The following is a 17,907-nucleotide window of genomic DNA, read 5'->3' as shown; positions in this document are numbered from 1 at the left end:
TTGTTGTATATTTTTTGATCACTTAATTGTGATCTCAATTGGAATTTATTTCCCATGCTCAACCAATTCAATAAGTTAGGCTCAGGATGGGGGATTGAGCGATGTTGCCCATTCGGACAATGAAACCGAACGGTTTTCCGGTAGTGGGATATGGGTAACTTGCTTCTCGTACAATGAGAGGTAACCTAGATAGGATTCGGCGGCATAGAGCTTTCGAAAATCAGCGTAAGACAAGGAAGTAAAATTGAAAGGCAAGAACCACGAACATACCAAGCGTTCAAACCTGAGTGTGGTTTTCGAAATCATTCGGCAGCACCCTCGGATCAGTCGTGTGAGTGTGGCGCAACAATCTGGATTGCGAAATCAGACCATTACAAACTTAGTGCGAGAGTTGATTCAAACGGGCTATGTTCTTGAAGTGGGTAAGGTACAAGGTAAACGAGGACAGCCTCAGACCTTGTTGGAAGTGAACCCAGCTTCGTGCTTGTCGATTGGGTTGCAGATTGATCAAGGGTTTGTGAGTGCCAGCTTGGTGGATTTAAATCTCAGTTTATTGGCGGATCTCCAAGCAGAGCTGGTGAGTTTGGAACCGGACTACGTGATTAATCAGCTTGATAGGGTAGTGAACAGCTTACTGGATAAGGTGCCAAATTCTCGCCAGCATTTGATCGGGGTAGGGGCTGCGGTAGCAACCTTGCTGAAAGATGATACAGAGCATCACCCTGTTGCGAATGCTTGGCAAGCTTGGGGGAAACTGGACTTAACGCATCAACTGAGTGAGAAATTAGGATGCCCTGTCTATTTAGAGAACGACGCGACGTCTGCTGCGATCAGCCACAGTTTCGGTTGCCGTGGAGACAGGCTAAACAACTTTATCTACCTCTATATTGGTAACGGATTAGGTGCAGGCATTATTACCAACAATCAGCCTTACAAAGGGGCATGGAGTAACGCTGGGGAAATTGGTCGAATTCATTGGCACAATTCCGGCTCGACAGATTACATTGAAACTCATTTGTCACTGCAAGCTCTAAAAACCATGTTGAGTTATTCGGGTTCGGATCTCCAACTCCCCGCGTTTATTGACGAACATTGGGAACACGATAAAGTGGTTCAGAATTGGATTGATGAATCGGGTCAACGATTAAGATTTGCCATTAACATACTCGAAAACTTGTTTGAGCCGGAAAGCATTGTGTTAGGGAGCCAACTGTCCGAACGGGTTATGGAAAGGCTGGTGGACGCAACATTGCCTCTTTTTCCTTCTATTTGTGAGCGCCACGAGCGAACCCGCAAACGTATTACGCTTGCCAAAGACAGCCTTCATACGGTTTCAATTGGTGCAGCATCACTCCCTTTGTTTGGCTTATGCCACCCCGATATGCACGATTTATTTGAATGTTCCCACCAACTCCCGCCGACGTTTAAAGCCGTAAATCTAGACATATAGGTCATAGTGAAGCGTAAGATAGTAATAATGAAGCGTAAGACAGCAATAGTGAAGCATACGATAGTAATGACTGGAAAAGCACTCTCACTCCTCTTTCTGAGGGTGAGCACCCCCAAGCGTATCCGATTTTTAAAACGTATATGAAGCCGATCATTGACCAGGCTTTAGGGTGGGATGAGGAATATCAATACAATGGATTCACCAACCGATTAAAACCAGAATGGTGCTATTGGTTGGTGTGTGAAGGAGAAAAAGCAGGGTTGGTTATTTATAAATCCACACCCGAGAGCGTGCATGTTCATTTACTGGTTGTCTTTAAGCAAGTACAGCGGAGCGGGCTTGCACAAAAGGCAATGAAGTGGATTGAACAAGACGCGAGAGACAAATCGCTGCCAGTGACACTGAGCTGTTTTAAGAACAATACGCCAGCGTTGAAGTTGTATCGAAGGTTAGGTTTTGACGTGACTTCAGAAGACGATCTCTTTTTCGACATGAAAAAGCGGGTGGACTCATCGCAAGGTAAACGGCTTGAGTGCCGCTAAAATGCATTAGTACCGCTAAAATACATTAGTATCGACAAGTGTGTTAGTACCGACAAATGTGTTAGTGCCAAAGAAGTATGTTAGTGCCGAAGAAGTGTATTGGTACAAATAATTAGTGTATTGGTACAAATAAAGGCCGACAACGTCAGCCTTTATCGATTTTCATCCCTTCAATTAAAGCAGAGCAAGAATCGCTTCGGCTTTACTGCCTTCAAAGGTTTGCGGTGGTTCGACGTTCAGCGTGGTCACCACGCCATCTTCAACGATCATCGCGTAGCGTTCAGAGCGCGTACCGCCAAATGAACCGGTTTCTTTTACTAACCCCAAAGCCTTGGTGAAGCTTGCATCACCGTCTGCTAGCATCAGGATTTCGTTGGCATTCTGTGCTTTGCCCCAAGCTTGCATAACGAAGGCATCGTTAACAGAAACGCAGGCAATAAAGTCTACCCCTTTTTCTTTAAACTGGTCAGCCAGTACGACATAGCCAGGTAAATGCGCCTCTGAACACGTGGGTGTGAATGCCCCAGGTACAGCAAACAGTACCGCTTTTTTTCCTGCAAATAGCTCGGTCACCTTATGGGTCGTCATGCCATCGGCTGTCAGCTCGCTTAGTGAACCTTCTGGGAGTTGTTGTCCTTGCTCAATCATTGCTGAAATCCTTCCTGTTATTGAATGATGTGCAATGAGTGTACGCCTATTTGAGTGATAGAAAAACACAAAACCTATGCGGCTATTTTAAAAAGGAGAATTCTGAGGATGGATAAAGGCGCCCAAGTATATAGTGATTCGCCATATAATTGTTATTCGCCATAATTATTGGGCAACTTATTATTATTTTTGTGAAAAATGTTGTTGGTCGTCTTATATTTAAGAGTGCGATCATGTTCGATGTACGATAAATAAATAAGTTTTTAAAGTGTGACTTTCAGCCACAGTGCATGCACAAATATCATATTTTTTTTTATAAATCGCCAGACTGAATTAATAATACTCTCATCTAAATAAGGGTGATTGCTATGAGTAAAATTATACTGTACTTCGTTTTAATTTCAGGTATGGCTACTGTGGTCATTCTCGATGAAAAAGAGCCTCTGCAAGACATCCAGAAAGTAAAACAAGGGACTGAAAATAATACTGGTACTCACTCGTCTCATCAATTTGACATGGGTCGCGACAGCGAAGACTTACCTGATGGCAGCACAGAACAAACGGTTACCCACATAGACGATAAAAGTCATTCAGATGAGACGTTGATTTCAGATATTCATTTGGAAGTGGATGAGCCATGGTTTGAAGTGACTGATACTTTGTCAATCGACAAAATTAAACCGTTAAGCGTCAGTGAAGAAAATATATCCGCAATTGAATTTCGTAATATTATTGAATTTTCGAATTTATCCTCGGGGGATAGCGTACAATTGCTGCTTCCTAATGGTGAGAATATTTCAATTTCAGTCACAAAATCTCAACAACAATTAAACAATACAAAAACTTGGTCTGGCATTTTTAAGTCGAATGGCTCGGATTATCCCGTTGCATTTACATTTGGTGAAAAGAATACTTTTGGCGTTATAGAGCACCCTGATGTGGAATATAAAATCACGGGGTTAAAAAGCACCGCATGGTTATATGAAGTACCTCAAAAGCTCTCCTATGAATCCTCTCCTTGATCATCTTCTTCACAAACACTTATCTTAAACTCATCGTATAAAAGGCTTGCTACGAAAAAAGTCGGTGTTGCGGCAGATTGACCGTAGGATTCTTTACGCCTGTCATTGACGCCTGTCATTTACGTACAGGCAGAGTAAATTCAGACAGAAGAGGTTATCGAAGGGGCGACCACTGAAATTGACTTGCTTGGTGTGCACACCTCGGGGTTAAAAGCGCATTACAGCGATTAACGTAAGCATCTTTTCCTATCCTTCCTGTTCCTTTCTTTAGGCATTTTAACTTTCAGAAAAATCAATGTTACGCCTCGACATGTTTATTTCTCGCTCATCAATCTATGCTTAAAGCGCTCTTTGTTAACATCATTGAGCTCTAATAAAAAGGCAACCCCAGCATTTGTTGCTGGGAGGTGACGCCAACGAACACACTGGAAACAATAAGGAAGACCTGATGAGCAAACCTGTAGTAGCTGATAACAAGCCCATTAAAGTTGATCTCAAAAAAGGAGACGACTACTACTTCTGCGCGTGTGGACGATCCAAAAGCCAGCCGTTTTGTGATGGATCCCATGCTGGAACAGAGATTAAACCGAAGCGATTTACCGCAGAAACTGACGGAGGGTGTTATTTGTGCCAATGTAAACACTCAGTGAATTCGCCTTTTTGTGATGGCAGCCATGCGCAGTTTACCGCTGAGCAAGTGGGTCATGAAGGACCGGGCGTATAAATCCAATACGCGAATGGGCGGTTAAGGGGGCGCATCCGAAATGTTCCGTCACATTCGTGTTCCAACCGTTATCACTGGTGGGTTACGAGTGCCATAACGCAATGGTGCAACGTTCAGTCGTTCGGTATTTAGGCCATGAGTGAGTTATGAACTTAATCCGTGCCCGCAACTGGCTTGCGGGCACGGTTTGTGTTGAAAACGATTCATTGGCTTTTCGGAATCTTATTTTTTTCGAAATCTTATTATCTTTTCGGAATTTCATTGATTTTTCGGAATTCGTCCAAAAGTGCGCTACTGCCGTATTCACTAAGATGATCATCGTCGAAGTATGCAGGGCGACCAGCAATGTCACCATAGCAATATTGGTCATCACAGAAGTACTGAGAGGTTTTCAGAACCTGCACATTACACTGATCTTGCAGTGAATTTAACATCTCGAATACGGCTTGGTTTCTTTCGTCGTATTCGCTTCTTGAAATGGAGACTCTAAAATCTGCTTTTCCCCATAACAGCTCTTTTGCCATGGTTTTTGGCACGTTGCGTTTTAGCTCTGGGATGGGTTCTAAAATATACACTGGGTTCGATTCCGAAATGGTGCAGATGGTGTCAAACATTTTCCCAAGTGCCTGCTTAGAATAAGCATCCCCGCGTTGTTCAATGATCTCTTCTCCTATGAAGAACTCTTCTACCTTATCTTTGCGGTGAGCCAGTTCTGGTTCATTTGGTCCTTGAAGTAACGAGGCGTATCGATTCAGAACCACGACGGGAACGTTAGGGTATTCAGTCAGTTTGGCGAGCTTGTCTTCGATAAACTGGCCACAAGAATTATCGGGGATACCGTGGTTTCGTGTGTTGTAGATACCCTTGATGGTTCGGCATCCCATCATCGTCCAATCCGCTACGCTTTTTCCGTCCAGAACCTTTTCAACGCTTCGTACAATGCTGGCAGCGTGGCTGTCGCCTAACACGATAGCCCCTACCTCTCCTTCACCATATTGACAAAACTCGGCTCGATTGCTTCGAACTAAGCATTCGTCTCTTCTTGGATTTTTGTTATTGGCTTCGTTGCTGGCAGCCAGCACGTTGGGCGCATAATGAAACTCGGCGCCTTTGGTGATAAAAATGCCAGTGCCTATTATCCCTACAACCGCCACCAACCAAAACGGTTGATACGTCAGTAATGGGCGAATATTGAATGCCGGTATAGTGCGACGTCGCGACTCAACCAGCGCATGGCTGAGCCACCCTAAAAGAACGGAAGTGGGAATGCCAATCCAAACCCAATAAGGCAATTCAAAATACACCCCAGCGACCACTAACGGCCAATGCCACAAGTAGATGGAGTAGGACCAAAGCCCGATTTTTTGCATGAATGCATTGTGTGTTAAGGCACTGTTATCCCGTTGTGCAGTGATAACTAAGTACGCGCCAAGGACAGGAAACAACGCCAAATACCCAGGCCACAATGATTGTTTAGACATCAAAAAATAGGAAGCCAGTATGAGCGCGAGCCCTGTGTATTCTGTTATCGCCTTGTGTTTCGAACTCAAAGAGAATGGATACAAAAAAGCGACCCCGCCGAGCAGCATTTCCCACGCTCGGGTTTGCAACATGTAGTAAGAAGCGTCTGGCCAGCGGGACGTCATGACCACACTGCCTAAAAAGCCGATCACGGTTGTGGTGAGTACGACTTTCTTTAAGGTTTCGAGTGAGAAGGCTTTTTTGAGCACCACCAAAACGATGGGGTAGAGAATATAAAACTGCCACTCAACCGACAGCGACCAAGTGTGAAGCAACCATTTCTCATAGGAGGCGGCGTCGAAGTAACCGGATTCTTTCCAATACACCAAGTTTGAGAAGAACCCGATGCTGCCTATGGTGTGTTTACTGAGAGCTTTGTAGTCGATAGGCGTTAAATAAAACCACCCAAAGACCAGCAAGAAAACACACATTACTGCCAGCGCAGGAATAATGCGGTTCGCACGGGCAAAGTAAAATCGAAGTATGGAGAAGTCGCCCGAATCTAAGCCTTTAAAGATAATGCTGGTCATCAAGAAACCGGAAATGACGAAAAACACATCCACCCCAGCAAACCCGCCGGGCACCCATGCTGGGCTGAAGTGAAACAATACCACTGCGATGACAGCGAGAGCCCTAAGCCCGTTTATGTCTTTTCTGAATGTCATATATGTTGTCTGAATCTCATGTTGTCGGTTCCACTTAATCTCTATTTTTATTACTGAGCTCTATATTATTAGAGAAATAAGTGAAGTTTTGATGTTGAATTAGGATTAGTCCTTATTTCAAACGTTTGTGTTAGAAATGGGTTAGCTTTAAGTCATCATTTCATTATGAAAGGCTCACTGCCTTCTTTGCAGTATTCATAAGGTAAAGGTAGTAAAGGATCTGGGATTAATTCGATACGTGAGAAAAAATACGCAGAAATAATGGCGAACAATGTTATTGGATTTTCGTCTCGATTGGTCTTGCCAAATGCATTGTGGTCCAAACTTTAAACAATTAATGCACGCCTTTCACAAAAACAGAGAGTCGCCGTTACATGCTTTGCCGTAATAACTAGTATAAAAAGCGCTAAATCAAGGATGGATAATATGGACTCGATGCTTAAAAACTTTCCTGTTGTGACTGAAATTCAGGTTGCTTGGGGGGAAATGGATGCACTTCAGCATGTGAATAACGTGGTATATTTCCGCTATTTTGAAACCGCTCGGCTCGATTACTTTAATAAAATCGGGCTATTGGTCGATATGTCGCAAACGCACATAGGGCCAGTACTTAGAGATACGCACTGTCACTATAAATTACCGATAACCTACCCAGACACGCTTTTTATCGGCAGTCGAGTGAGTGATCTTCAAGAAGATCGCATAACAATGGAGTACCACGCGTTCAGTAAAAAGTGGGGCAAAGTCGCGACGCTGGGCACCGCGACAGGCGTCATGTTTGATTTCAAAAACAAGGTGAAAGCCACCATTCCAGAGAATGTGCGAGCTTCTATTTTGGCATTGGAAGAACAGGCTGGAAACACACTGAAATAGGTTCAGTGAACATTGGATGCATCGGAAAACGTGAGCAAAAAAGCCAAACGTGGCTAACCGCGTTTGGCTTTTTGTCCGTTACTTTTTGTGATCGTTACTTTTTGCGATCGTGAGCTTTTATTTTCGTTGCCGTTTTCAATGATTCGCGTTTGCTACGTTTAGCGACGAAAGTGTCGGTTTTTCGAGGCGCGCTCTTTGTGAGCAGAGGCAGCCTTAGCTTGCGATTTCAAAATGGAATCCACTGTGAGTACCATAGGATCTTTCGGTTCAAGACCATGCGGAAACGTACGTGCACGTGGTGGTAAGTCATATTCTTCGGCGGATGCACGTGGCATGCGTTTGAAGCGGTACAAATAGAAGTTTTCGATTTTCTCTCTTGCCCAATCCGTTTTCTTCAGATATTTAACACTGCTTGCTATTGTGGGCTTGGTATGAAAGCAGTTAAAGCGCATTGCCGTGTCTAGAATGTCCCAGCCGTAAAAATCCACCAATTCTTGCAGTAAGGTTTCTAGTTTAAGTCCGTGCAACGGATTATTTTGTTGCAGTTCAATTCTTTCTTCATCTGTCATCATAGCAAGTTCCTAAATTCTTACGCTTACCGAAGCAGGTGGGTCCATATCAGAAAGGTAGAACTCTAACAGAAATGCCTCTGTTGCCCCACCGCTATTCTATCGGAGTGACTCAAATCTATCGGAGTTGATCAAATTTAGGTCAAATACGGATCCCAGTGATGACTTTTTCGCTTTCGAACCTCCTGCCTAACGACCGACCAATCTATTGTTCACTCTCTTTATCGGACAGATTTCAAAGCGATGGCGTTCGTGTATCCCCTTAGGTTAAGCAGGCATTGGTAGTGGTTAACTAAAATTGTTGTCCGAGTTGTTTCCATTGAGTTTCATTTAAAAGAGCAGTCTACTATTGAGAGGAGAGGAGAGGAGAGGAGAGGAGAAGAGAAGAGAAGAGAGGAGAAGAGAAGAGAGGAGAAGAGAGAAGAGAAGAGGAGCTGGACGTTCGTGCCAAAAGATATTGAGAGGTCTTTGTTTAAAACGATGACACAAAAACCTCTCGTTACGATTACAGCCCTTTTATCTCGAACCAAATGAACCAAGACAGGTCAGTAAACCTTACGGTACAGTGATATTTCATTTACTGTTACAAGCCTGCGTGTAGGACTCTACGCTTGAAAAACCGAGCTTTGAGAGTATGGTCAAGATCTCGTCGTCGCTAAATAAATAAAGTGCCTCACCATTTTCGTTCGGTAGTATGTATTGAATTGTGCTCAGACAAGTCTTTTTATTCGATGGATCCTTCACAAAACCTTCCACTGTCTTATTGACTGTCCAGCGTCCTGTAATGCAACCCCCAACACTTTCATGTCCCTGACAAACTGCAAGTTCGCTGGCTTGTGTATATTGGGAGCTTGGAATCGTGATATCCAGTTTGTCTTCGATGTATCTGAAGTAGTCTCGTGCACCGTAGATGTAATCACCGTGGCTAAGCCAGCGGTCAACCGTTGGAAAGTACAGCATCGAGTGACCAGTAAAAAATGGAGATTCAGTGGGTGGTAAGTAGCCGCGAGCCAATATAATGGATGAAGGGATATTCAACGTCTTTGCTAATGAGTGAACAATTCGAGTCGCGCTGTGACAGCCACTCATTGCCTTAGGTGGTGTTTTCGATCGAAGATAGGAAAACGGAACGGGCAGACCTTTCGGTATATCTAATCCACCCTCCACTCCGAGTTTAACCGGTTCCCCCAAATGGTTGTTGTAAGAGATGGTAAAGGTGGACCCATGTTCAAAGTTCTGGGTGACTAGAAACAACTCACGAAGCGCGTCTTCCTGAGAGCCTAAAGCTGAAATCTCTGTCCCAAAGCTCTCTTTCAACCATTGGTAGTTTTGATAAGGAGAAGAATTATAAATCGAGGAAAACTTAGGTAAGAAAAAAGCTTCAATGTCCCTTACCGTCACAGTGTCGAGAGAAGGGTGTAGGCTTGAGAAGCTTTGTGGGAGGGTATCCAACATAGAATATGATGAGTATGCCATCAGAACATTTTTCTCTTTCCACAATGAGTTAAGTTCTTCGGAGGTGTTGTTAGTGAGAGACCACGGAACATGATCGTTAACATCCATCCAAAGCGCTAATGCAATATGGCTTGCGATGATAGATGTTGTTTTATAAAAAGGTGTCGAATGTTCTTCCCAATTTGCGCAATCTGTCTTGATGATATCGATTTTGCAGGCAGTGTTGACTTTAACTCTTTCGGTATGAAACAGGGGTAGTTGTTCACTGCATGTTCTTCGTGAAGCATCGGCACATTGCTCAATATTAGGTTCTGGTCTGAAGTCAATGAGAGAGCCTTGTCCAGACTCCAAAAGCTCCAAAGCATCCCCAATTTTTTGAGTTAAAAGCGCATTCCTTTTATCTATCCAATTTTCGACCACTGGTTGAATTTGCTTTAATTCCCGCGCTCTTGATAGATAATATTCTGAATCAATGGCTGTAGTCATGGCATCAACAATGTGCTGATTGGTTGGCTGAGACAAGAAATCTTTGTATTTTTGGGGCATGGAACCCCAATTATATTGTTGAAAACTCTTTAAATCTTGTGCGTGTATCATGGAGGTTGATAGCAGGGAAACAGAAATAAATAACGTGGAAAAAGGGGATAAACTGATGTTCACAAAATGCCTTTCTATGTGATTGATGAAGCAAAGATTTTAGATTTGTCGATGTCTCCTTACCATTTAGCGATATTCCTTTTATGACGTCCATTCAGTAAGAAAATGAGAGTTGTAAGATATCTCATTTGTGAGCTTTAAATGAAAATAAAAAGTTGTTGCGTTGTTTTTGTTTGATAGGTTTTTAGTGAATATATTTTTAATGTTTTTTTGTTTTTATGGAGAACATAACAAGCACTTTTTAAAATCAAACTTGAGCTTTATTTATAATTGTTATGCAAGGGTAAGAAAATCGAACTCTCCAATTTTTTACCTGCGGGATAGGAATGAATCGGATTGTTTTATTAAAAATATTGAACCATCACAAGCAATGGCCGGCTTGTGATGGTTCGTTCATGCCCTAATCGAATGTCTTCTACAATCGATGCTTATGCGTTGTCGAATAAATGTGTGAAGACGGCTTTAATTTCGTTGTCCATTCTATTTTCTATTTTCTATTTTCTGTTTCAGCTTTCGCTCCCCTTACCCAACACTTTTAGTTCTTGAAAATTATTCCACCCTTGTAAATGCGTATTCACCGGATCGTTGTTTCCGTTGCAGGTAAGACGAATGAAATTCACCCCAGACTTCTGAATGGCGATAGGGATAAAGTCCGTCGTATTTCCAGGGGTGACAGCACTACCTAACACCTCAAAATCGACGCCGTTATTACTCACCTCAATATCCATGAAATATTGGCGAACATTTCCTTTTGCCTGAGCAATGAGCAGCTGAGTCACGTAGCTTGTACTGGAGAGCTCAATAAGGAAATGAATGCCTGTACCTTGTGCTGTCCATTTTGTGGTGATATCGCCATCGATCGCCATTTGTGGGGTGTGATCGACTCGGGTTGTTGAGGCACTCACGCTTTTTATTAACAATTCACTTTCTAGAGAGGCCGCTCGGTAATCTCCTAAAAAGCCTAAATATCGACTGTCAAATGGGTTCGTATTTTGCGGGTGGAGTGAAGGGAATATCACATCAACCCCTTCCTCACTTAACCCCATCCATCGACACAGAGTTGCCCCCATCTGTTCAGACGACTGAGTGGGAATGAACTTATTGCCATAGGCATCTGCTCCATCGCGCACAAACTCAGGAAAGGTTCCGTAATTCACACCACCATTAATGGCGCTGCCCACCACAATTTGATTGCTGCCCCAACCATGGTCGGTGCCTTTGTTGCTGTTATTTTGAATCGTACGACCGAAGTCCGACATCGAGAAAGTGACGACGTGATCCGATAAATTGAGGTCGTCTAAACTCATGTGAAAGGCACTTACGGCTTGGTCGATGGCATTGAGCAAGCCATCATGCTTATTTCGCTGATTGCTGTGATTATCAAACCCGCCCATATGAACAAAGAAGACTTGCCTACTGTGACCTAACGAACTGGCCGCTTGCATCATCCGGCGGACCATTTGAAGCTGTGTACCTAAATAGGAACTGGGAATTCGAGTATCGGCTGGATAAGTATTGAGTATGGTTTCAAATTCTACTTGGAAATCGAGAATGCCTTTTAATCGGTTTACGTATTCTTGTTGGAAAGGTGAATCGAACGCTGTCGCCGTTAGTTTTTTAAACTGGTTGTTTATGCTGTTCGAGTGGCTAATAGGGTACATCGCCCTTACGCCACCAGAAGAGACTTGAACGTCGTTCGAACGGCTGCCGGTGAGCAGCGAATTTCCCGTAAAAGAAATGGAGTCCGATATGATTGCGGCTTCATTACTCAAAATATCCATCATCATGCCTGCCCAGCCATATGGATGATACTCGCCATTCCCCCAGCTGGTTTGCCACGCATATTGTTGTTTATTGTGAGCCCCCAAATTGTTGGGCTTTCTCACGTTGTCCCAATTGGTTTTGTCTGTTGGTTCTATTAAGGTGCCAATGTTGACTAGTGTGGTCGCTGTTCCTTCGTTCATCATGGCCGCAAGGTTAGGCATGGCTGCATTAAGTGCGAGAGGTTGATTGGATTCGGTGTTAGGGATGGGTAACGACGCTTCTGGTAAGACGTGAATATCGGGTCTGGCTGCCACGTAATCGGAGTACGTCGTACCGCCACTGGGTATGAGCATGTTAAACGAATCATTGCCGCCATGCAGGAATAGGCAGACAAGCGCTTTGTAATCGTTGTGTTCATTCGCCAATGCCGTTGAGGTGGGTAATGTTAAGGACAAAGGAACCATGCCTGAAAGGGCGGTTGCAGATGAACCTTTTAAAAAATCTCGGCGTGTAATCGACATAAGGTTACTCCTGTACCATGAATTCTGGGGAAATCAGCGCGATAAACAGCATTTTTGGCACCGCGTAATACTTGTTGCTGTGACCATCGTAAATCGAGGTAATCCGGTCGAGCACATTAGGGGATCCGTTACCATTCAGAAAACGCACATTGATGGCTTCGATTAATTCATCTCGTTGCCCTGCGTTCGCCATGTTCTCTAGATCGATGGGGGCAATATAGAGTTCGGTTGGCGTATTGGAGTTGCTGCGGTTTCGGCCAAAATCTTGCAGCAAGCGGTAAACGATGTTGGATAAATCAATCAACGATTGCCAATCGATGATCGAAAGCTCTGGAGCGGTGAGGTTTTGATTCTTCAACTCACCTGATGGCATGTCATTGGGTTGGAAAAAATTAAAAACAGACGGCGCACCAAGTGGGTATTGTCGAAAGGTGTTTTTGTAGTCCATTGGGTTATAGACAATATCGCCATTCTTACCCGGGTAGGCACCCATTGCACGATATAGGTAGGTCATCGCCAATATCGGTTCACGCACCTTAGCGATCTGTCGAGCAGAAGGATCCAGACCGCCCGAAGGTTCCAGAATAGTAGGGTAGGTTAATATCGCTCGAATAACATAAGACAAGTCGCCATCCGATACGGTAAAGGCATTTGCAACGTGAGCGATGTAATCTTGAGTGGGGTTAGACGTTACTAAACGCTTAATCAAAAGGGTGCAGATAAAAGGGGCGGTATTTGGGTGTCGGCTAACTTGAAGGAGAAATTGTTCCAAATCTTGTGAAGCGCTTTGTCCCGCTGGGTAATGCTCGCCAAGAATGTGCTTCTCATTCATATCATGAAATTCGTTATTCTCACGCATCGGCTGCATAAGGTTGCCACCTTCAATTTCCCACCCTGTGAATAGGCGAGAAAGGGCTTCGACATCTTGGTCGGTATACGCTTCGAGCTGAGTACCGGTGCCATCGGATACCACGGTGCCATCATGATTGAGAGTGTAGAGACCAATAGAGAATAACTGCATTACCTCCCGAGCGTAGTTTTGATCCGGCAGTTGCCCTGTAACGCTTTGAGGTTTGTTGCCAGCCATGGTGAGAAACAGCCCCATAACGGGGGAAAGTGTGACGTTTCTGAGTAAATCGACGTACCGACCAAAAGCGCCATCGAGCAATAGATCATAGTAATTGGCAAGTGCTTCTGGCTGTTGGGTGAGATTGGCATCGCGATCGCTCACAACAAAGATTTGGCTGAGTGCAAATGCGACACGCTGCCTAAGCTGTGCTTTATCCCACAAGGCGGAATCGAACCACGCACCCACTCGGCAGTCTTGGGTGGGTTCGAGCAAGTTGCGTTGCGTTTGTTGATAGCGAGTACGTTCTAATTGGTTAAAATGAGGTAATTCGATTTGTTGGTTTAGCCAAGCATTTCGATCATTCAACGTTTGAAAAGTCGTGAGTTCGTCTTGTCTAACGCCCATGGTCGCCATGTCCAGAAAGCGCGATGCTTGCTGACGGGTTAAGTTTTCCATATTGTTCTCCTAACGATACTGACATTGTTTTACTCATTGGCTCATGCGTTATTTTGTGCTTCGAGCGCAATTAATAATAAGTATGAAATCAATTGCATTTTCTGTATTTATTTTGAACATAGAATGAAAAAGAATTTGATGGGTAGCTCGTTCGGAGTGAAATTAACTATGATGACCGAGTAAGGTTTTTGACCCTTGCAATGTTTCAAATCAAGAGTCGGGGGGAGGCTAATAATATACTGCTTACTTCTCTTATAAATATTAATGTTTCTCAACTGTCTAAGAAGGTTTTCAATTTATTTGCTTAACAAATGAGAATCTTTAAAAATATATCAATTATGAATCAGATCTCCATTCCAAATTACCCATACTTTGCCTAAGACTATGAGATGCTTTTGTCTTTTCTGGTGGGGAATTCAGATGTATCTGAAGAATAATAAAGTCGCTCATTTAGAGGCGTCGGTGAGAAGAAAATTGATTAATCTCATTCTCGTGTTAGGCAGTGTTTACAGCATTATTGGATTCTTTGCTCTCGCGATACGAACATGGAACTACGGTTTCAGCTTCACGTTGATGGTTAATTTTGTTTTAGTCTGCTGCCTATTGCTGGTTACCATTCGGCGCAAAAAAATCAGAACGCACAAAAAAGCCCTCTATATTGTAGGGATATTGTTTATTAATTTTTCTATTGGGTTTATATCGATAGGGCCAATGGCTGGCAGCATCTTACTTTTCCCTTTGTCGGTTTTTGTTGTTTCCATGTGTTTTAGCCAAGCGTGGACCTATTGCTATATCGCATCGGTGTCTTTTTTTTCGATGTTGGTGGGCACGGCATTTATATTTGATTATCTGACGCCAAAAATATTGATGGAGGATCTCATTCACAGTCCTTCACATTGGGCGGGCTATATTATTTGTATGGTGATGTTTTTCAGTATCACCAGTTATTCGTTATACAAATATCGAGATGCAACACGGCGTTTAATGCATGAGTTGCAGGTTCAAAGAGACTATATCCAATGGCAGGCTAATCACGACGACCTCACTCAACTACCGACCTTTAAACTCATGCGAGAATTGTATTATCAAGCCCTCAAGCGTAACCAATACACACAGTATCAGGTCGGGCTCTTATTTTTAGATTTGAATAAGTTTAAAGAGGTGAACGACACTTATGGTCACGATGCAGGTGATCATTGTTTGAAAGTGACGGCGGAAAGGCTGAAAACCGCAGTGAAGCATAAAGGTTTTGCGAGCCGAGTTGGTGGTGATGAGTTTATTGTGGTGCTGGAGCAAGTTCGAGGAAAAGAGGACATACAGGCAATAACCCAGAAAATTCAAACCTTGGTGACTGAGCCCATCGCATACGATGGTCACCATTATACCGTGGGTACCAGTATCGGTGCGGCCATTGCACCTGAACATGGTCAGGATTTAGAACAAGTGAAAAAGGCTGCCGATGGCGCGATGTATCAAGCGAAGGTAGCCGATCAGCAGCAATGCGTATTCGCTTCGGGCACCGAGTAATTTAAAGGTGAAATCCGAGGCGACGTGAGTCTTTAGTCTTTAATACGTTTATCTTTTTACTTTGCGTGCCAGCCTTTTTGTTTTGTGAGCTTATCTTTTTGACCCCAAAATTCGGCAAACTCTTTTAATGTCATACCGGCTTTATTTCGTATATCAGGGTCGCAATCATAGTCATACAGCGTAGTGGCGATGGAAAACTCCCCTTTAATTAAAGCGCCCATGATGGCCGTATTACCTCGTTTATCTTGTATGCAAGTATCGGCACCGTAACGGAGTAACGTCTCTACAATCTCAGATTGCCCATGATAGGCAGCCACCATCAGTGCGGTGTAACTTTGAGGGTTAATTTGGTTAATAGGAAACCCAGCGTCGAGAAAGGTGTTTATCACCTCTTTTTCTCCTGTTCGCGCAGCGGCAAAGAAATACTGAATTAACGATTGTTGCTGTTTTTCAAGGGCATCGTTGTTCAGGTCCGATTGGGTTGCAAAGCTGAAAAATGGCACCCAGATGGAAACAACAAGTAGTATCTGGATTAGCCTACATTTCATAGAAACCTCCTATTCTTATCTTAGCCACACCCCAAGCTGAGGTTGCCCGTACATCACCACTCTAATTGGCAGAAAAGAGCTGGGGGAAGTGATGCACGGGGCTTATGTTTATGTTGTCTATGTCATTTTTAGACTGGTTTACATACTGGCGATCTTTTTCACTTTATTGATGTCACCATCAACGGCATTGGTGATTGCCATACCAAAGTTTTCATCCGCTCGGTAAAAGTGGCTGAGCATGATGTGTTTGGTGTTGTCATCGCTCACTCGGCCAAGATCGCCCGCCAAATTCGTTACCAAGTCTTCTTGTTCTTGAGGGGTTAGGCTTCGGTAGAACACCCCTGCTTGGAAGAAGTTACGCGGGTTGCTGATGCTCTTTTGTTGAACTGTTCCTTGTAACTCTGTTTGTACAGCTCGGAACTGAGCATCTTCCGCCAGCGCTAACTGCCGACTTGGCTGATAGTTAATATCGGATTTCGTGTTACCGTAATTGGATGCGCCTTCCTGATTGTGATTAAGCACATCAACTCGTGCACGATTCACAGGTAATTGCGAATGATTCGCCCCAAGGCGATAAAGTTGAGTGTCGGCGTACGAGAAAACGCGACCTTGCAACAGACGATCTTCTGACGGTTCAATCCCCGGAATCAGATTAGACGGCGCAAAAGCCGATTGTTCTGTTTCTTGGAAGAAATTATCGGGGACGCGATTTAGCGTCATGGTGCCGACTTTCTTATCCGCCACATCGAGCCACATTTTGGTGGCATCCAAACCGTTGTAATCCAGCTTCATTAAGGCTTCAGGAGTAAGAACTTTCACGTACAAATCCCATTTAGGGTAATTGCCCTGCTTAATTTCACTGTAAAGATCATTCGTTAAATGATTGAAATCTTTCCCTTGCATTTCAACCACTTCTTTCGGGCGTAACCCCTGTGTGCCTTGTTGGCTTTTCCACTGGAATTTCACATAGTTGACTTCGCCTTCGGCATTGATCCATTTAAACGCGTGAACCCCAAAACCGTCCATTTTCCGATAACTGGCTGGTACGCCCATGTTGGAATAGACCCAAGACAGCATATGGGTGGATCCCGGCTCATGACTGAAAAAGTCAAAAAAGCGATTCGGATCTTGAACATTCGTGATCGGTGACGGTTTTAAAGAATGCACCATATCTGGAAATTTGATGGCATCGCGGATAAAAAAGACAGGGAGGTTATTTCCTACCAGATCCCAATTACCTTGGTCTGTGTAAAACTTCGTCGCGAAACCCCGTGGATCCCTTAATGTTTCAGGAGAGCCTTTTGAGTGAATAACGGTAGAGAAACGCACAAATACGGGCGTTTTCTTGCCTTTTTTTGCAAACGGCGCAGCGATAGTAAGATCAGAATAGTCCCCATCCGAGACAAATTCTCCGTAAGCGCCAGTTCCTCTGGCGTGCACAACACGCTCTGGAATTCGCTCACGGGCAAACCGTTGAAGTTTCTGAATTAAATGCGCATCTTGCAACAATACGCTGCCCATAGAACCCGCTGTAATCGAGTTTTGGTTATCTCCAACTGGCGCGCCGTTGTCACGTGTCATTGTTGTACTGTGTGCACTAAACGTAACGCCCATTGATAAGATAAGTAAGCTTTTGACGACCTGCATATTTGCTTCCTTTATATACAAGATTCAAAGCCCTTTTCTGCCAACACGAAGTATATGGCTTTTATATTTATGATTGGAAATAGGTTTCTTCTATAAAATCAATCGGTGATTTCTATTAATCCGATTTCTGTGCAACTGGATGTGATATTGGTTCGAAAGGAGGGAAGGAATACTATAACGTGAACTCAAATCAATTGACAAGTTACTCAAAAGAGTATCTATAAACGCCTTAGAAATCCGTAATGTAGG

At 43.7% G+C, this 17,907-nt stretch carries 13 protein-coding genes and 1 pseudogene; 6 read left to right on the top strand and 8 right to left on the bottom strand.

What is annotated here, in order from left to right:
• Window positions 1–244: 244 nt before the first annotated feature.
• Together HC752_RS04225 and HC752_RS04220 are read left to right on the top strand one after the other, a co-directional pair.
• Window positions 245–1,450 (top strand): ROK family transcriptional regulator, encoded by a 1,206-nt coding sequence (locus HC752_RS04225; RefSeq protein WP_190333883.1) that lies wholly within the window; start codon window positions 245–247, stop codon window positions 1,448–1,450.
• A 140-nt stretch (window positions 1,451–1,590) separates the two neighbouring features.
• Window positions 1,591–1,992: a GNAT family N-acetyltransferase gene (locus HC752_RS04220; RefSeq protein ID WP_190333882.1), complete on the top strand. Its 402-nt coding sequence runs from the start codon at window positions 1,591–1,593 to the stop codon at window positions 1,990–1,992.
• A 174-nt stretch (window positions 1,993–2,166) separates the two neighbouring features.
• On the opposite strand, the gene HC752_RS04215 is transcribed toward HC752_RS04220, so the two are convergent.
• Window positions 2,167–2,640: a peroxiredoxin gene (locus HC752_RS04215; RefSeq protein WP_190333881.1), complete on the bottom strand. Its 474-nt coding sequence runs from the start codon at window positions 2,638–2,640 to the stop codon at window positions 2,167–2,169.
• Between the two features lie 368 nt (window positions 2,641–3,008).
• Between HC752_RS04215 and HC752_RS04210 the strand changes: the two genes are divergently transcribed.
• Window positions 3,009–3,662 carry a hypothetical protein gene (locus HC752_RS04210; RefSeq protein WP_190333880.1) on the top strand — a complete coding sequence of 218 codons (654 nt, stop codon included), beginning with the start codon at window positions 3,009–3,011 and terminating at the stop codon, window positions 3,660–3,662.
• Between the two features lie 448 nt (window positions 3,663–4,110).
• Window positions 4,111–4,383, top strand: a pseudogene (locus HC752_RS04205) (CDGSH iron-sulfur domain-containing protein); the annotation flags it as partial.
• A 245-nt stretch (window positions 4,384–4,628) separates the two neighbouring features.
• Here the strand turns inward: HC752_RS04205 and HC752_RS04200 are convergent.
• Window positions 4,629–6,572, bottom strand: coding sequence for an acyltransferase family protein (locus HC752_RS04200; protein WP_190333878.1), 1,944 nt, complete (start codon window positions 6,570–6,572; stop codon window positions 4,629–4,631).
• Between the two features lie 426 nt (window positions 6,573–6,998).
• On the opposite strand from HC752_RS04200, the gene HC752_RS04195 reads away from it, so the two are divergent.
• Window positions 6,999–7,445: an acyl-CoA thioesterase gene (locus HC752_RS04195; protein WP_190333877.1), complete on the top strand. Its 447-nt coding sequence runs from the start codon at window positions 6,999–7,001 to the stop codon at window positions 7,443–7,445.
• 158 nt (window positions 7,446–7,603) lie between these two features.
• Here the strand turns inward: HC752_RS04195 and HC752_RS04190 are convergent, their stop codons facing one another.
• The 4 genes from HC752_RS04190 to HC752_RS04175 form a co-directional block, all read right to left on the bottom strand.
• Window positions 7,604–8,017 carry a VF530 family protein gene (locus HC752_RS04190; protein WP_190333876.1) on the bottom strand — a complete coding sequence of 138 codons (414 nt, stop codon included), beginning with the start codon at window positions 8,015–8,017 and terminating at the stop codon, window positions 7,604–7,606.
• 570 nt (window positions 8,018–8,587) lie between these two features.
• The gene (locus HC752_RS04185) at window positions 8,588–10,015 is read right to left on the bottom strand and encodes a hypothetical protein (protein ID WP_190333875.1); all 1,428 of its coding nucleotides are present in this window, start codon (window positions 10,013–10,015) and stop codon (window positions 8,588–8,590) included.
• Window positions 10,016–10,632: 617 nt separating this feature from the next.
• The gene (locus HC752_RS04180) at window positions 10,633–12,411 is read right to left on the bottom strand and encodes a DUF1501 domain-containing protein (protein ID WP_190333874.1); all 1,779 of its coding nucleotides are present in this window, start codon (window positions 12,409–12,411) and stop codon (window positions 10,633–10,635) included.
• A 4-nt stretch (window positions 12,412–12,415) separates the two neighbouring features.
• A complete protein-coding gene (locus HC752_RS04175; RefSeq protein WP_190333873.1) occupies window positions 12,416–13,936 on the bottom strand; it encodes a DUF1800 domain-containing protein in 1,521 nt (506 codons plus the stop codon).
• A gap of 420 nt (window positions 13,937–14,356) precedes the next feature.
• Here HC752_RS04175 and HC752_RS04170 point away from each other — a divergent pair, with 420 nt between their 5' ends.
• Window positions 14,357–15,463 (top strand): GGDEF domain-containing protein, encoded by a 1,107-nt coding sequence (locus HC752_RS04170; protein ID WP_190333872.1) that lies wholly within the window; start codon window positions 14,357–14,359, stop codon window positions 15,461–15,463.
• Between the two features lie 56 nt (window positions 15,464–15,519).
• Here the strand turns inward: HC752_RS04170 and HC752_RS04165 are convergent, their stop codons facing one another.
• Window positions 15,520–16,011 (bottom strand): ankyrin repeat domain-containing protein, encoded by a 492-nt coding sequence (locus HC752_RS04165; protein ID WP_190333871.1) that lies wholly within the window; start codon window positions 16,009–16,011, stop codon window positions 15,520–15,522.
• 138 nt (window positions 16,012–16,149) lie between these two features.
• Complete coding sequence (locus HC752_RS04160) at window positions 16,150–17,658, bottom strand: catalase (RefSeq protein WP_190333870.1); 1,509 nt, start codon at window positions 17,656–17,658, stop codon at window positions 16,150–16,152.
• Window positions 17,659–17,907 lie beyond the last annotated feature (249 nt).

Origin of the sequence: Vibrio sp. S9_S30, assembly GCF_014694455.1 — a bacterium.
Taxonomy (GTDB): domain Bacteria; phylum Pseudomonadota; class Gammaproteobacteria; order Enterobacterales; family Vibrionaceae; genus Vibrio.
This window is presented reverse-complemented; position numbering and strand designations above follow the sequence as displayed.

Coding starts and splice junctions, on each gene's coding strand:
- HC752_RS04165 (WP_190333871.1), bottom strand. CDS start 16,011: ATGAAATGTAGGCTAATCCAGATACTACTTGTTGTTTCCATCTGGGTG.
- HC752_RS04180 (WP_190333874.1), bottom strand. CDS start 12,411: ATGTCGATTACACGCCGAGATTTTTTAAAAGGTTCATCTGCAACCGCC.
- HC752_RS04220 (WP_190333882.1), top strand. CDS start 1,591: ATGAAGCCGATCATTGACCAGGCTTTAGGGTGGGATGAGGAATATCAA.
- HC752_RS04210 (WP_190333880.1), top strand. CDS start 3,009: ATGAGTAAAATTATACTGTACTTCGTTTTAATTTCAGGTATGGCTACT.
- HC752_RS04200 (WP_190333878.1), bottom strand. CDS start 6,572: ATGACATTCAGAAAAGACATAAACGGGCTTAGGGCTCTCGCTGTCATC.
- HC752_RS04215 (WP_190333881.1), bottom strand. CDS start 2,640: ATGATTGAGCAAGGACAACAACTCCCAGAAGGTTCACTAAGCGAGCTG.
- HC752_RS04185 (WP_190333875.1), bottom strand. CDS start 10,015: ATGCCCCAAAAATACAAAGATTTCTTGTCTCAGCCAACCAATCAGCAC.
- HC752_RS04160 (WP_190333870.1), bottom strand. CDS start 17,658: ATGCAGGTCGTCAAAAGCTTACTTATCTTATCAATGGGCGTTACGTTT.
- HC752_RS04195 (WP_190333877.1), top strand. CDS start 6,999: ATGGACTCGATGCTTAAAAACTTTCCTGTTGTGACTGAAATTCAGGTT.
- HC752_RS04190 (WP_190333876.1), bottom strand. CDS start 8,017: ATGATGACAGATGAAGAAAGAATTGAACTGCAACAAAATAATCCGTTG.
- HC752_RS04175 (WP_190333873.1), bottom strand. CDS start 13,936: ATGGAAAACTTAACCCGTCAGCAAGCATCGCGCTTTCTGGACATGGCG.
- HC752_RS04170 (WP_190333872.1), top strand. CDS start 14,357: ATGTATCTGAAGAATAATAAAGTCGCTCATTTAGAGGCGTCGGTGAGA.